Source organism: Klebsiella sp. GG_Kp146 (genome assembly GCF_040061975.1).
Classification (GTDB): domain Bacteria; phylum Pseudomonadota; class Gammaproteobacteria; order Enterobacterales; family Enterobacteriaceae; genus Klebsiella; species Klebsiella quasipneumoniae.
Genome location: NZ_JBEAHA010000007.1, coordinates 1 through 13,845 on the forward strand (window position 1 = coordinate 1; position 13,845 = coordinate 13,845).

At 56.1% G+C, this 13,845-nt stretch carries 15 protein-coding genes; 9 read left to right on the forward strand and 6 right to left on the reverse strand.

Going from position 1 to position 13,845, the window contains the following annotated elements:
• Positions 1-173 precede the first annotated feature (173 nt).
• The 6 genes from rsxD (at position 174) to gstA (ending at position 6,019) form a co-directional block, all read left to right on the forward strand.
• Positions 174-1,226 (forward strand): electron transport complex subunit RsxD, encoded by a 1,053-nt coding sequence (rsxD, locus tag ABLU95_RS08790; RefSeq protein ID WP_048335890.1) that lies wholly within the window; start codon positions 174-176, stop codon positions 1,224-1,226.
• Between the two features lie 10 nt (positions 1,227-1,236).
• Positions 1,237-1,857, forward strand: a complete 621-nt coding sequence (gene rsxG / locus ABLU95_RS08795; RefSeq protein WP_032453110.1) for an electron transport complex subunit RsxG — start codon at positions 1,237-1,239, stop codon at positions 1,855-1,857.
• A gap of 2 nt (positions 1,858-1,859) precedes the next feature.
• Positions 1,860-2,558, forward strand: coding sequence for an electron transport complex subunit E (locus ABLU95_RS08800; protein WP_023289925.1), 699 nt, complete (start codon positions 1,860-1,862; stop codon positions 2,556-2,558).
• A gap of 1 nt (position 2,559) precedes the next feature.
• The gene (gene nth, locus ABLU95_RS08805; RefSeq protein ID WP_023289926.1) at positions 2,560-3,195 is read left to right on the forward strand and encodes an endonuclease III; all 636 of its coding nucleotides are present in this window, start codon (positions 2,560-2,562) and stop codon (positions 3,193-3,195) included.
• Positions 3,196-3,797: 602 nt separating this feature from the next.
• Positions 3,798-5,303, forward strand: coding sequence for a dipeptide/tripeptide permease DtpA (gene dtpA, locus ABLU95_RS08810; protein WP_023289927.1), 1,506 nt, complete (start codon positions 3,798-3,800; stop codon positions 5,301-5,303).
• Between the two features lie 110 nt (positions 5,304-5,413).
• Positions 5,414-6,019: a glutathione transferase GstA gene (gene gstA / locus ABLU95_RS08815; RefSeq protein ID WP_004202856.1), complete on the forward strand. Its 606-nt coding sequence runs from the start codon at positions 5,414-5,416 to the stop codon at positions 6,017-6,019.
• Positions 6,020-6,061: 42 nt separating this feature from the next.
• On the opposite strand, the gene pdxY is transcribed toward gstA, so the two are convergent.
• The 5 genes from pdxY to anmK form a co-directional block, all read right to left on the reverse strand.
• Positions 6,062-6,922: a pyridoxal kinase PdxY gene (gene pdxY, locus ABLU95_RS08820; RefSeq protein ID WP_023289928.1), complete on the reverse strand. Its 861-nt coding sequence runs from the start codon at positions 6,920-6,922 to the stop codon at positions 6,062-6,064.
• A 61-nt stretch (positions 6,923-6,983) separates the two neighbouring features.
• The gene (gene tyrS, locus ABLU95_RS08825; RefSeq protein WP_004175868.1) at positions 6,984-8,258 is read right to left on the reverse strand and encodes a tyrosine--tRNA ligase; all 1,275 of its coding nucleotides are present in this window, start codon (positions 8,256-8,258) and stop codon (positions 6,984-6,986) included.
• Between the two features lie 124 nt (positions 8,259-8,382).
• Entirely contained in the window at positions 8,383-9,039 is a 657-nt protein-coding gene (pdxH, locus tag ABLU95_RS08830; RefSeq protein ID WP_032428866.1) for a pyridoxamine 5'-phosphate oxidase, read from the reverse strand.
• A 57-nt stretch (positions 9,040-9,096) separates the two neighbouring features.
• Positions 9,097-9,420: a C-type lysozyme inhibitor gene (gene mliC / locus ABLU95_RS08835; protein ID WP_032428867.1), complete on the reverse strand. Its 324-nt coding sequence runs from the start codon at positions 9,418-9,420 to the stop codon at positions 9,097-9,099.
• Between the two features lie 92 nt (positions 9,421-9,512).
• Positions 9,513-10,637: an anhydro-N-acetylmuramic acid kinase gene (anmK, locus tag ABLU95_RS08840; protein ID WP_023289931.1), complete on the reverse strand. Its 1,125-nt coding sequence runs from the start codon at positions 10,635-10,637 to the stop codon at positions 9,513-9,515.
• A 268-nt stretch (positions 10,638-10,905) separates the two neighbouring features.
• On the opposite strand from anmK, the gene slyB reads away from it, so the two are divergent.
• Complete coding sequence (slyB, locus tag ABLU95_RS08845; RefSeq protein ID WP_002907749.1) at positions 10,906-11,373, forward strand: outer membrane lipoprotein SlyB; 468 nt, start codon at positions 10,906-10,908, stop codon at positions 11,371-11,373.
• A gap of 224 nt (positions 11,374-11,597) precedes the next feature.
• On the forward strand, positions 11,598-12,959 hold the full coding sequence (locus tag ABLU95_RS08850) for a GGDEF domain-containing protein (protein WP_065881523.1): 1,362 nt from the start codon (positions 11,598-11,600) through the stop codon (positions 12,957-12,959).
• A gap of 33 nt (positions 12,960-12,992) precedes the next feature.
• Here the strand turns inward: ABLU95_RS08850 and slyA are convergent, their stop codons facing one another.
• Positions 12,993-13,433 (reverse strand): transcriptional regulator SlyA, encoded by a 441-nt coding sequence (slyA, locus tag ABLU95_RS08855; RefSeq protein WP_025710835.1) that lies wholly within the window; start codon positions 13,431-13,433, stop codon positions 12,993-12,995.
• A gap of 172 nt (positions 13,434-13,605) precedes the next feature.
• On the opposite strand from slyA, the gene ABLU95_RS08860 reads away from it, so the two are divergent.
• Positions 13,606-13,842, forward strand: coding sequence for a DUF1656 domain-containing protein (locus tag ABLU95_RS08860; RefSeq protein ID WP_023289934.1), 237 nt, complete (start codon positions 13,606-13,608; stop codon positions 13,840-13,842).
• Positions 13,843-13,845 lie beyond the last annotated feature (3 nt).

A 13,845-nucleotide genomic window follows, 5' to 3' on the forward strand; every position in this document is an offset into this window, starting at 1 on the left:
CGGTGGAAGCCGCCATCGCCCGCGCCAAAGCGCGCAAAGCCGAACAGCAGGCCGCCCAGGCGGAAATCGCGTCAACCGCAGCCAATGACGACCCACGCAAAGCGGCCGTCGCCGCGGCGATCGCCCGCGTTCAGGCGCGCAAAGCAACACAGCAGGCAGTTAACGAGGAATAAATGGTTTTCAGAATCGCAAGCTCCCCCTATACCCATAACCAGCGGCAGACTTCGCGCATTATGCTGCTGGTGCTGCTCGCCGCCGTGCCTGGCATTGTGGTCCAGACATGGTTTTTCGGCTGGGGCACCGTCCTGCAGATTGTCCTCGCCGCTCTGACGGCCTGGGCAATGGAAGCCGCTATTCTCAAACTGCGCAAACAGCCTGTTGCGTCCACCCTGAGGGATAACTCCGCCCTGCTCACTGGCCTGCTGCTGGCGGTGAGTATTCCGCCGCTGGCCCCCTGGTGGATGGTGGTGCTCGGCACCGCCTTTGCCATAGTGATCGCCAAGCAGTTGTACGGTGGACTCGGCCATAACCCCTTCAACCCGGCGATGATCGGCTACGTCGTGCTGCTGATTTCGTTCCCGGTGCAGATGACCTCCTGGCTGCCTTCATACGAGATTGCCGCCCATATCCCGGCGTTCAGCGATACGCTGCAGATGATCTTTACCGGTCATACCGCCGCCGGAGGCGACATGGCCAGCCTGCGGCTGGGTATCGACGGCATCAGCCAGGCAACCCCACTGGATACCTTCAAAACCTCCCTGCATGCCGGACATAGCGTCCAGCAGGTACTGCAGTTGCCGGTTTACGGCGGCGTTCTGGCGGGCCTGGGCTGGCAGTGGGTGAATATCGCCTGGCTGGCGGGCGGACTGTTTCTGCTATGGCAGAAAGCGATCCGCTGGCATATCCCGGTCAGCTTCCTCGTCAGCCTTGGCCTGTGCGCAACCCTCGGCTGGATCTTCTCGCCGCAGAGTCTGGCCTCACCGCAGATGCATTTGCTCTCCGGAGCCACCATGCTTGGCGCCTTCTTTATTCTGACCGACCCGGTGACGGCTTCGACAACCAACCGCGGCCGTCTGATCTTTGGCGCCCTCGCCGGCCTGTTGGTGTGGCTTATTCGTAGCTTCGGCGGTTACCCGGACGGCGTGGCGTTTGCCGTTCTGCTGGCGAATATTACCGTGCCGCTGATCGATTACTACACGCGCCCGCGCGTGTATGGCCACCGTTGAGAGAGCGAAGATGTTAAAAACCATGCGAAAACACGGCGTCACGCTGGCGCTGTTTGCCGCCGGCTCCACCGGGCTAACGGCGGCGATCAATGAGTTGACCAAAAGCACTATCGACCAGCAGGCGGCCCAGCAGCAGAAAGCGTTATTCGACCAGGTTTTACCTGCTGACCGCTATAATAACGATCTGCTCAAGAGCTGCTATCTGGTCAGCGCCCCGGCGCTGGGCAAAGGCCAGCATAAAGTGTGGATTGCCAAAAATAACGACCAGCCGATCGGCGCGGTCATGGAAGCCACCGCGCCGGATGGCTATTCCGGAGCGATCCAGCTGCTGGTGGCCGCCGATTTTAGCGGCACGGTCCTCGGCACCCGCGTGACCGAGCATCATGAAACCCCGGGTCTGGGGGATAAAATCGAGCTGCGCCTGTCGGACTGGATCACCCATTTTACCGGGAAAGTCATCCACGGCCAGGGCGACAGCCACTGGGCGGTCAAAAAAGACGGCGGCGATTTTGATCAGTTCACCGGCGCCACCATCACCCCCCGGGCGGTGGTCAATGCCGTTAAGCGCGCAGGCCTGTATGCACAAACGCTGCCTGCGCAACTTCCAGAATTCAGCGCCTGTGGAGAGTAACCATGAGCGAAGTTAAAGACGTCATCGTCCAGGGTCTGTGGAAAAACAACTCCGCTCTGGTTCAGCTGTTAGGGATGTGTCCCCTGCTGGCGGTCACCTCGACCGCCACCAACGCCCTTGGGCTGGGTCTGGCGACGACCCTGGTGTTGACCCTGACCAACCTGACCATCTCCAGCCTGCGCCGCTGGACCCCGGCGGAGATTCGGATCCCGATCTACGTGATGATTATCGCCTCGGTGGTGAGCGTGGTGCAGATGCTGATCAACGCCTATGCGTTCGGTCTGTATCAGTCGCTGGGGATTTTTATCCCGCTTATCGTCACCAACTGCATCGTGGTGGGCCGCGCCGAAGCCTTTGCCGCCAAAAAAGGACCGGCGCTGTCGGCGCTGGACGGCTTCTCTATCGGTATGGGGGCCACCTGCGCGATGTTCGTGCTGGGCTCCCTGCGCGAAATCCTCGGCAATGGCACGCTGTTTGACGGCGCCGACAGCCTGCTTGGCAGTTGGGCAAAGGTCCTGCGCATCGAGGTTTTCCATACAGACACTCCTTTCCTGCTGGCTATGCTGCCGCCAGGCGCCTTTATTGGCCTCGGCATGATGCTGGCGGTAAAATACCTTATCGATGAACGTAGCAAGCAGCGGAAGGCGCAGGCGGCCCGGGCCGACTCTGTCGCACCGTCTGACGCGACAGGGAAAGCGTAATATGAACAAAGCCAAACGCCTGGCGATCCTTACCAGGCTGCGGGACAACGATCCCCACCCCACCACCGAGCTGCATTTCAGCTCGCCGTTTGAGCTGCTGATTGCCGTCCTGCTCTCGGCGCAGGCGACCGACGTGAGCGTCAATAAAGCGACCGCCAAACTCTACCCGGTGGCCAATACGCCTGCGGCGATGCTGGCGCTGGGGGTGGAGGGCGTGAAATCCTATATCAAAACCATCGGCCTGTTTAACAGCAAAGCGGAAAACGTCATCAAAACCTGCCGGATCCTGCTGGAGCAGCACAACGGCGAGGTACCGGAGGACAGAGCGGCGCTGGAGGCGTTGCCCGGCGTGGGCCGCAAAACCGCCAACGTGGTGCTAAATACCGCCTTTGGCTGGCCGACGATCGCCGTGGACACCCATATCTTCCGCGTTTGCAACCGGACGCAATTCGCCCCCGGGAAAAACGTCGAACAGGTGGAAGAGAAGCTGCTGAAGGTGGTTCCCGCCGAGTTTAAGGTCGACTGCCATCACTGGCTTATTCTGCACGGCCGTTACACCTGTATCGCTCGCAAGCCGCGCTGTGGCTCCTGCCTGATTGAAGACCTTTGCGAATTCAAAGACAAAGTCTACGCCTGAGCGTTTTACTCACGACCATAGCCTAACTTTGGGTTATGGTCCGCGTTTGACTATTTAACCCGCCGTTAACACCAGATAAACCGCATTTTCATGGGTTATTATCCGGTTATATAACAAACAACCAGCTCATTCATTTTTTAGCGGCGCAAAATTTCTATACATTTGTGATCCAGATCATGCTCGCAACTCGATGTTGAAAGAATGTTATTAAAATGGAAATAAAAGTCAGGCAATACAACGGCTGATCAAAGATCACCAGGATAATAAGCCATGAATTTTTAGGATAATGGACCATATCACTGCTTTATTGCGCAATCAGTAGAATATATCGCCTTTCCGGGGAAAATGGGCGAATCAAAAAGATAAAAATAGCAGCGATAACGTAACGGTGAAATTTAACTCTGGATAACATTCATATGTCCGGAGCATTATACCGCCCTGATTATGTGTAACAGATTATTACAAAGGCCTTGCCTGATGCGCCAGGATAGTGAACATTACCTGCCGTTTTCCCTCCAAGAATAACTATAAAGGCGGCGGTCCAACGAGATTGCGCCCCGAACACCCCCCAGTAAATATGGGATGTAAAAAAAGAGGTATATGTGTCTACTGCAAACAATAAACCAGCAGAAAGCGTGAGTCTGAACGCTTTCAAACAACCACGCGCGTTCTATCTCATTTTCTCGATCGAGTTGTGGGAGCGTTTTGGTTACTACGGCCTGCAAGGGATCATGGCCGTTTACCTGGTAAAACAGCTGGGTATGTCGGAAGCGGATTCCATTACTCTGTTCTCCTCCTTTAGCGCGCTGGTTTATGGCCTGGTCGCCATTGGCGGCTGGCTGGGCGATAAAGTGCTGGGTACCAAACGCGTCATTATGCTGGGCGCTATCGTGCTGGCCATCGGCTATGCGCTGGTCGCCTGGTCCGGTCATGACGCCGCTATCGTCTATATGGGTATGGCGACTATCGCCGTCGGTAACGGCCTGTTTAAAGCCAACCCGTCTTCCCTGCTTTCTACCTGCTATGACAAAAACGATCCGCGTCTGGACGGTGCATTTACCATGTACTACATGTCCATCAACATCGGTTCGTTCTTCTCGATGCTGGCAACTCCGTGGCTGGCCGCGCGTTTCGGCTGGAGCGTCGCCTTCGCCCTGAGCGTGGTGGGGATGGTGATCACCATCATTAACTTCGCCTTCTGCCAGAAATGGGTGAAACAGTACGGTTCAAAACCGGACTTTGCCCCGGTGCATATGGGTAAACTGCTGGCGACCATCGCTGGCGTGGTGGTGCTGGTCGCTATCGCTACCTGGCTGCTGCACAACCAGGGTATCGCACGCATGGCGCTGGGCGTCATCGCGCTGGGTATCGTGGTGATTTTCGCCAAAGAGGCGATGGGCCTGAAAGGCGCCGCGCGTCGCAAAATGATCGTCGCCTTCCTGCTGATGGTAGAAGCGATCGTCTTCTTCGTACTGTACAGCCAGATGCCGACCTCTCTGAACTTCTTTGCTATCCGCAACGTGGAGCACTCGATCCTCGGCCTCGCCTTCGAGCCGGAACAGTATCAGGCGCTGAACCCGTTCTGGATCATGATTGGTAGCCCTATTCTGGCCGCCATCTATAACAAGATGGGCGACCGCCTGCCGATGCCGCACAAGTTCGCTATCGGTATGGTGCTGTGCTCCGGCGCGTTCCTCGTCCTGCCTTTAGGGGCGAAGTTCGCCAGCGACGCCGGTATCGTCTCGGTTAACTGGCTGATTCTGAGCTACGCACTGCAGTCTATCGGTGAGCTGATGATCTCCGGCCTCGGCCTGGCAATGGTCGCTCAGCTGGTTCCCCAGCGTCTGATGGGCTTCATTATGGGCAGCTGGTTCCTCACCACCGCCGGTGCGGCAATCATCGCCGGGAAAATCGCCAACCTGATGGCGGTACCGGAAAACGTCACCGATCCGCTGGTGTCGCTGGAAGTGTATGGCCACGTGTTCCTGCAGATCGGTATCGTCACCGCGGTCATCGCCGCCCTGATGCTGCTGACCGCGCCGAAGCTGAACCGAATGACTCAGGACGACAGCGCGGACGTAAAAGCACGCGAAACCGCGGCAGCCTGACGCCGCAGGGAAAACCAATTATTTTTAAGCCGCTAACGTTAGGTTAGCGGCTTTTTTTTTACCCCTGGCGGGACTAACATACAGAAAACTGTAGCCACGAGGAGTAACGCATGAAACTGTTCTACAAACCCGGCGCCTGTTCCCTCGCCTCACATATCGCCCTGCGCGAAAGCGGCCTGGATTTCACTTTGCAGAGCGTGGATCTGGCAAGGAAACAGCTGGAAAACGGGGAAGATTATCTGCTGATCAACCCGAAAGGTCAGGTGCCGGCGCTGCTGCTGGATGATGACATCCTGCTTACTGAGGGCGTGGCTATTATGCAGTATATCGCCGATCAGGTGCCGGACCGCCATCTTCTGGCGCCCGTGGGCTCCGTTGCCCGTTACCAGACCCTGGAATGGCTGAACTACGTCGCTACCGAACTGCACAAAGGCTTTACGCCGCTGTTCCGCCCGGACACCCCGGAGGACTATAAGCCCGTTGCGCGCGCGTTGCTCGAGAAGAAACTGCAGTACGTGGATGCCTCGCTGGCGGATAAACAGTGGCTCACCGGCCATCGCTTCACTATCGCCGATGGTTATCTGTTCACGGTGCTGCGCTGGGGCTATGCGATTAAACTGGATATGGCCGCCTGTGGTCATATCGGCAGCTGGATGGCGCAGGTGGCGGCGCGTCCGGCAGTGGCTGACGCACTGGCAGCGGAAGGCTTAAAGTAAGACCCGACTCTGCCCGGCGCTCTGCCGGGCAGAGTCGGAAAGTTACAGTCGGGTGGCGCTGAAGCAGTGCTCCGGCACAGCAATACGATCCTGCGCCGCCACCACCTGCAGTTCATACTCCTGCATGTTTTTGGTGGTCAACATGATCTCGTACACTGCGGCGGTGACGTGCTCAAGCGCATCGCGCAGGCTGGCGCCCTGCAGCAGTTTCACCAGCAGCAGACCGCTGGTCACATCGCCAACGCCCACCGGCTGACGCAGGCCAAAATCCACCAGCGGCCGGCTGATATGCCAGGCTTCATCTGCGGTTACCAGCAGCATCTCAAAACGGTCCATGCTCATGCCGGCGCGGGAAAGATGCTTAACCAGCACCACCTCCGGCCCCTGGGCAATCAGCTCCCGCGCGGCGGCCACCGCCTCGCTCACGCTGGCAACCGGATGACCGCAGAGGATCTCCAGCTCCACCAGATTAGGCGCAATGATATCGCTGGCCGGCAGCGCATAGCGCACGTGGAACTCCGCCACGCCCGGGGCGACGATGCAGCCCTTCTCCGGATGGCCCATCACCGGGTCACAAAAATACTTCGCCGCCGGATTGGCCGCTTTTACCTGACGCACGATGCCCAGGATATGCTCGCCCTGTTCAGCAGAGCCGAGATAGCCGCTCAGTACCGCATCACAGGTCTGCAGCTTATCGATAGCGGCGATGCCCTGGACGATCTCCGTCAGGTGCGAAGGCGGCATCACACAGCCGGTCCATTTGCCGTACTGCGTGTGGTTGGAGAATTGTACGGTATTGAGGGGCCAGACATTGGCGCCCAGGCGGCGCATCGGGAACTCGGCGGCACTGTTGCCGGCGTGGCCAAACACAACGTGAGACTGAATGGCGAGGATGTTCTTCATTTTCTTACCACAACCCTAAAAAGAAAAAGGGCGTGGTTTCCCACGCCCTGGTAGTATTTTTTTATTTCCAGCAGACCAGGCAGTAATTCTTCTTACCGCGGCGCAGCAAGGTGTAGCGGCCGAACAGGCGATCGCTGTCGGCAAAAACATATTCCGGATCGGCCTGTTTTTCACCGTTGATGGTCACTGCGTTAGAGGCGACGGTTTTACGCGCCTGGCCGCGGGACGGCTGCAGCTCGGAATCCACCAGCGCCTGCAGCAGATCGGCGCCCTTTTCCATCTCGATCATCGGCACGCCGTCCTGAGCCAGCTGTTCGAAGTCAGCTTCGCTCAGGTCGCTCAGGTTGCCGTTGAACAGGCTCTCGGTAATGCGTTTCGCCGCTTCCAGGCCCTCTTCGCCGTGCACCAGACGCGTCACCTGCTCTGCCAGCACGTACTGGGCGCGCGGCGCTTTACCGCTGTTTTTATCTTCTTCTTCCAGGGCATTGATCTCTGCGATGTCCATAAAGGTGAAGAACTTGAGGAAGCGATAGACGTCAGCATCCGCGGTGTTGATCCAGAACTGGTAGAATTTATACGGACTGGTCTTTTTCGGATCCAGCCACACGGCGCCGCCCTCGGTTTTGCCGAACTTGGTGCCGTCCGCTTTGGTAATCAGCGGCACGGTGAGGCCAAACACCTGGTTCTGGTGCAGACGACGCGTCAGATCGATACCGGAGGTAATGTTGCCCCACTGGTCGGAGCCGCCAATCTGCAGCGCCACGCCGTGCAGCTTGTTCAGGCAGGCGAAGTCGTAACCCTGAAGCAGATTGTAAGAAAACTCGGTAAAGGAGATGCCCTGATCGTCACGATTCAGGCGCTGCTTCACCGCTTCTTTGTTGATCATCTGGTTAACAGAGAAGTGTTTACCAATATCGCGCAGGAAGGTCAGCACGTTCATGCTGCCAAACCAGTCATAGTTGTTCGCCGCGATCGCCGAGTTGTCGCCGCAGTCAAAATCAAGGAACGGGGCTACCTGTTTGCGGATTTTATCCACCCACTCCTGTACGGTATCCTCGGTATTAAGCTTACGCTCAGCGGCTTTAAAGCTTGGGTCGCCAATCAGACCGGTAGCGCCGCCCACCAGCGCCACAGGTTTATGACCTGCCTGCTGGAAGCGTTTCAGGCATAACAATGGAACAAGATGCCCCAAATGCAAGCTGTCAGCGGTAGGATCGAAGCCGCAATAGAGCGCGATCGGGCCTTGCGCCAGTCGCTCTGCTAACGCTTCCTCGTCCGTCACCTGGGCTACCAGCCCCCGCTCTTGCAATTGTTTAATCAAGTTACTGCTTGCCATCAAATTCTCCATGTATAAACGACTGCACCTCTGCCGGTACACGACTTTTCGCCAGATGCGAAAAGTACATAGAATAAAGCGCCGGCCCTTTCAGCGCCAGCGCTTCGATAACTAATTTCGGCAATTACGGTGCCAGGCGGTCGATTTTCCAGGCGCCGTTATCGCGCTGGTATAAAAAGCGATCGTGCAGGCGATGTTCGCCCCCCTGCCAGAACTCCATCTGCTCGATGCTGACGCGGAATCCGCCCCAGAAACTCGGCAGCGGCACTTCACCCTGCTGGAATTTCTGCTTCAGCTCGAGGAATTTGCTCTCCAGGATACCGCGGGCAGAGATCCGGCTCGACTGTTGCGAGACCCAGGCGCCGATCTGGCTGTCACGCGGGCGGCTGTGGAAATATTTGACCACCTCCAGCGTCGACAGGCGTTCCGCTTTGCCGATCACCATCACCTGGCGCTCCAGCATATGCCACGGAAACAGCAGGCTGACCTGCGGGTTATTTTCAATCTGATGGGCTTTGCGGCTGCCGAGGTTGGTATAAAACACCAGCCCTTTTTCGTCGTAATGCTTAAGCAGCACAATGCGCTGATAGGGTTGGCCGCGCTCGTCGACGGTGGCAACCACCATGGCCGTTGGGTCGGCGAGTTTCGCGTCGCAGGCCTGACGCAGCCAGCGCTCAAACAGCGGCAGAGGTTCAGCAGGAAGATCGTGGCGACGCAAACCGCCACGGGTGTATTCACGGCGCAAGTGCGCGATTTGCTGGAGTTCGTCGTTATCAGACATGGCCATTGAGGATATAGTCAAAAGGTGGCGTTATTGTGCGCCCCCCGGACAGAAATCTCAACGTTTGGCGGTCTGCAGCTGGCAGTTATCGAGGACGATGCGGTCGCGCTTATAGACGGTGGCGGTATCGCCTTTCGACCAGAAGACATAGACGCCGTCGGTGTAGCGCGCGCCGGAAGCCGACAGCCCCTCTGACAGATTCAGCTGCTGATTGTCATAGATAAAACTAACCTGCTGGCGTTGGTTATTGCGATGGACCGTCAACGGTTTCTGGTCGCATTGATACTCCAGCGTGTCCGTCTGCATCCGCTCGACAAACTGGTTGTAGTAGCTACAGCCCGCCAGCATAAAAGGTACAACTGCGATAAGAATTTTTTTCATTCGTTTGCCTTCGACTTTCCCGGTCACGGAGGGCACTCCGCCCTCCGCTTAACTTTTCCAGTTTACCGGTCGCGTCGTCTTTAAGATTTCAGTTAACTCCGATTCTGCGGCGGGTTAGCAGGAAAAATGGCGCCCAGCACCGTGGCTTCGCTGGCGCCGGTCACGGAGGGCAGATTACCCGGCAGGCCGGCGATCGTGCGCCAGGCCAGCCAGGCAAAGGCCAGCGCTTCCATATCATCGCCGCTGATCCCCGCCTCATCGGTGGTGGAGACTTCGGTTCCCGGCAGCAGGGCCGCCAGGCGCGCCATTAACAATGGGTTACGCGCGCCGCCGCCGCACACTAACAAACGCTCGCAGCCGCCGCTTAACAATACCTGCTCACTGATGGTCACGGCGGTTAATTCTGCGAGCGTTGCCTGCACATCCTGCCCGCGCAGCCCCGGATAACGAGCCAGATGCTGCTCCAGCCAGCCGTAATTGAAATATTCCCGACCGGTGCTTTTCGGCGCCGGCAGGGCAAACCATGGATCGCTCAGCATATCCTGCAGCAGCGGCAGGAGCACTTTACCTTCGCTGGCCCATTGGGCGTCCTTATCGTACGGTTTGCCCTGCTGGCGCCAGATCCAGGCGTCCAGCAACATATTTCCCGGTCCGGTATCATAGCCCCGCACCGGCTGGCCCGGCACCAGCAGCGATACATTAGCGATCCCGCCGATATTGAGCACCATCCGCCGCTCAACGGGGTGCGCCAGCAGCGCATGATGGAATGCCGGCACCAGCGGCGCCCCTTGCCCGCCAAGCGCCATATCCCGGCGACGAAAATCCCCCACCACGGTGACGCCGGTATGGGCGGCGATCTGGTTGTTATCGCCAATTTGCATCGTATGCGGCGCGTCGCCCTGGGGTTCATGCCATACGGTCTGTCCATGGCAGCCGATGGCAATAACGTCGGTGGGTTTGAGCTTTTCCTGACGCATCAGCGCCAGCACGGCATCGGCAAACAGCCGCCCCAGTCGGGTGTCCAGACGACCTAGCTGCGAAAGGGTCAATGACTGGCCCTGGCAAATCGCCAGAATCTCTTCTTTTATCGCGTGTGGGATGGGCCAGGTGAGACTGGCCTGCTGCGCCACCATGTTTTCATTGATGGCAGCCAAAACGACATCGATACCATCAAGGCTGGTACCAGACATAACGCCAATAAAGCGACCCGATCTCATACGTTGTTCCTTCATTCCATGACCCTTGTATATCCTTCACTCCACCATAAAGTGTCCGCTAATGCTATGTTGTAATAATACTTTTTAACAATAGAGCGACAATTCAGAGAACATCGTAAAGAACCGGCGTTTAGTTAAGGTTGAAGCACCATTAATTATTATTTTTTGTATAGTCCGGAGAGAAGCTATGCCCGCCGACGACTAAATGCCATATAATTAACCGCATGGACGTTCAATTGAACACCTTCGGTGAACAGGAGATTCATAAATGATTTTACGTGTTTTGGCTGTATCGATGATTGGTTTCACGCTCGCAGGCTGCGTGAGCAGCAGCGGCCTGTCCGGCGATGTGTATTCCGCATCTGAAGCCAAACAGGTGCAGAGCGTGACATACGGTACCATCGTGCATACCCGCGCCGTACAGATCCAGAGCGGCGACGACAGCAATGCCATCGGGGCGATTGGCGGTGCGGTGCTGGGTGGGTTCCTCGGGAACACCATCGGCGGCGGTACCGGACGCTCTCTGGCCACAGCGGCAGGTGCGGTCGCGGGCGGCGTAGCCGGTCAGGGCGTGCAGGGTGCGATGAATAAAACCCAGGGCGTGGAACTGGAAATCCGTAAGGATGACGGCAATACCATTATGGTGGTGCAGAAACAGGGCAGCACCCCATTCTCCGTGGGTCAGCGCGTGGCGATTGCCGGCAGCGGCAGCCAGGTCACCGTCTCTCCTCGATAATCCCTCTGACGATGCGGCCGGTTATGCCGCATCGTATTTTTCCTCTGCATTTATTACACTCTAATAGCTACGCATTAGCATTCAGACATCTTAATTTTTGAATTGCATTAATCATTGCGCCTGCGCAATATTTTATCAGTCATCCCCGACTACTCTTCTGCACATTACTCTTTTAATGTCGACGCAATATCGTTACCCTTGCTTTTCCCTGTGGAATATTGTCTATGCCCAAACACATGAATCATATCGTTAAACGTCTTATCGTTTATATTTGTATTTGTTTACTGGCCGGGGTCGGCATGACCGGGTTGACGGACTTTTTTCACACCAGATTCAACAGCACTTCATCTACACTATTTCCTCTGCTGACCAGTTTTCTGATGGTGTTTCATATCACTATTGCCTGTTTTATGGGCATGAAATACTGGAGCAGCAAGCGTCGCCTGTATCTGACCCCTGTCGCTTTCGGCTTTGCCTGTTCGGCGTTGCTGATGCTGGGCACGCTCAGCAGCTATCCGGACTGGCTCAGCTGTAATCCCTCGCCGGTGGTGAAACAAAATGACGCCGTCATATATTATTTCTTTCGCAATATAATGATGGCCGTCTTATTCATGTCATCAATTATTTTGTATTATTTCCGCCGGCGCATCATGCATTCCTGGAAAGCCCATGTAATGACTTTCGCGGCATGTATTGTTCTTGTATTAACCATTATTTTTTTATCATGGCTGTACTCCAGCCACTCGCCGAAACTGAGCATCAATTTTATCGACGACCTGAATCATACTTTCACCCCGCTGTGGAAAAGTATTATCAGCTGGCTGCTGATGGCCGTCTGGTTTATCACGCTAATATTAATAATTTGCTTGAGTAAACTGCGCAATATTTTCTGGTATAGCGGCGCTTTTTTTTGCAGCGCATATTTGTTCACCCTCTTCCGGCTGCTCTCTACCGTTGGGGAACTCGATCAGGCCTGGTATCAGGCGCGTTTTTTTGAAACGCTGTGCACCCTGTTCCTGATCCTGGTGCTGCTGGTCGACGTCTTTATCCTCTATCGGGAGTCTAACCACAAGTATGTCAACTCCTACCAGAATTCGATCCGCGACCCACTGACCCGCCTCTATAACCGCAGCTTCTTCTATGACAGCCTAAACCAGCAGCTGGCGAAGGTGAAGGCCCAGCATCCGCTGTCGGTGATTATCAGCGACCTCGACCATTTCAAACGCATCAACGATAACTACGGCCACATCGCCGGCGACAAGGTGATCCAATTTGCCGCCTCGGTGCTGGACAGCCATTCGCGCAAGGATGATGTCGCCGCCCGCATCGGCGGTGAGGAGTTTGCCCTGCTGCTGGTCAACACCTCAGAGAACGAGGCGCAGGCGATCGCCGAGCGCATCCGTCTGGCGGTCAGCGCCGAGCAGACCGCTCTGCCAGAGCGGATGACCATCAGCATGGGGGTGTATACCACCCATGACAGAAGTGTGACGGCGGAGGAGTGCGTTCAGCGTGCGGACGAAGCCATGTATGAAGCAAAAAACAGCGGACGTAACCGGGTGGTGATCTGGCGACGCCAGGGCGGGTAAAAAAAGGCCCGGGATAGCCCGGGCCGCAAAGGATTAATCTTTTGCCTGGAGATCGAGGATATTTTGTTCAAGTTTACGAATTAAGTGGAGCAACGTCTCCACTTCCTGCTTCGAGACCCCCGTGAGGATTTCATCGCGGGTCTTGCCTATCACCTCTTCCATCTCATTGATCAGCGGTTCGGCTTTTTCAGTCAGCTTGATGCGTTTGGCCCGCCGATCGCTTGCGCAGGTCTGGCGAGAAATAAGCCCTTTCTCCTCCAGCTGATCGAGCGTACGCACCAGCGACGGTTGTTCAATACCGATGGCTTTCGCCAGCTGGATCTGCGACTGCTCAGGCGGCAGCTGGTGGATGTTATGCAGCGTGACCCAGTGGGTCTGCGTTAACTCCAGAGGTTTCAGGCGATGGTCGATTAGCGCGCGCCAGACGCGAACTAAACGTGCCAGATCAGAACCAAGTGGCGATTCCAATTTCATCTCCTTATAATTAGCTTGCTAAGTTATTATACTGATTTTAGAATAGTGTGCAGCATTTGAATAATCAAAACAAATGAATTACTTGATTCAACAAAAACCAAAACAATGATTTACACTGTTAAAGAGTAGCACTTCCTGAGGTTATCCCTGTTATGGCAAAGGATTTTTGCTTGTGAAACTGAGTCTTAATTCATCCGGATTGCCGCTGCAGGACCTGATGTTCGGCGCATCCGTCTATTTCCCTCCGTTGTTCAAAGCCGTCTTGCTGGGCTTCTTTATCTGGCTGTTTTTACATCGCCAGCTGCGTGACTGGATGTATGCGGGCGACATCTGGCATCCCCTGCTGATGGATCTCTCCCTGTTCGCGCTCTCGGTCTGTCTGGCCCTGCTGTTATTGATTGCCTGGTGATCT

Bases quoted from the DNA above. Each gene is read 5' to 3' on its own strand.
- ABLU95_RS08800 (WP_023289925.1), top strand. From the start codon at position 1,860: ATGAGCGAAGTTAAAGACGTCATCGTCCAGGGTCTGTGGAAAAACAAC.
- pdxY (WP_023289928.1), bottom strand. From the start codon at position 6,922: ATGAAGAACATCCTCGCCATTCAGTCTCACGTTGTGTTTGGCCACGCC.
- tyrS (WP_004175868.1), bottom strand. From the start codon at position 8,258: ATGGCAAGCAGTAACTTGATTAAACAATTGCAAGAGCGGGGGCTGGTA.
- mliC (WP_032428867.1), bottom strand. From the start codon at position 9,420: ATGAAAAAAATTCTTATCGCAGTTGTACCTTTTATGCTGGCGGGCTGT.
- anmK (WP_023289931.1), bottom strand. From the start codon at position 10,637: ATGAGATCGGGTCGCTTTATTGGCGTTATGTCTGGTACCAGCCTTGAT.
- rsxD (WP_048335890.1), top strand. From the start codon at position 174: ATGGTTTTCAGAATCGCAAGCTCCCCCTATACCCATAACCAGCGGCAG.
- nth (WP_023289926.1), top strand. From the start codon at position 2,560: ATGAACAAAGCCAAACGCCTGGCGATCCTTACCAGGCTGCGGGACAAC.
- slyB (WP_002907749.1), top strand. From the start codon at position 10,906: ATGATTTTACGTGTTTTGGCTGTATCGATGATTGGTTTCACGCTCGCA.
- rsxG (WP_032453110.1), top strand. From the start codon at position 1,237: ATGTTAAAAACCATGCGAAAACACGGCGTCACGCTGGCGCTGTTTGCC.
- slyA (WP_025710835.1), bottom strand. From the start codon at position 13,433: ATGAAATTGGAATCGCCACTTGGTTCTGATCTGGCACGTTTAGTTCGC.
- pdxH (WP_032428866.1), bottom strand. From the start codon at position 9,039: ATGTCTGATAACGACGAACTCCAGCAAATCGCGCACTTGCGCCGTGAA.
- ABLU95_RS08850 (WP_065881523.1), top strand. From the start codon at position 11,598: ATGCCCAAACACATGAATCATATCGTTAAACGTCTTATCGTTTATATT.
- gstA (WP_004202856.1), top strand. From the start codon at position 5,414: ATGAAACTGTTCTACAAACCCGGCGCCTGTTCCCTCGCCTCACATATC.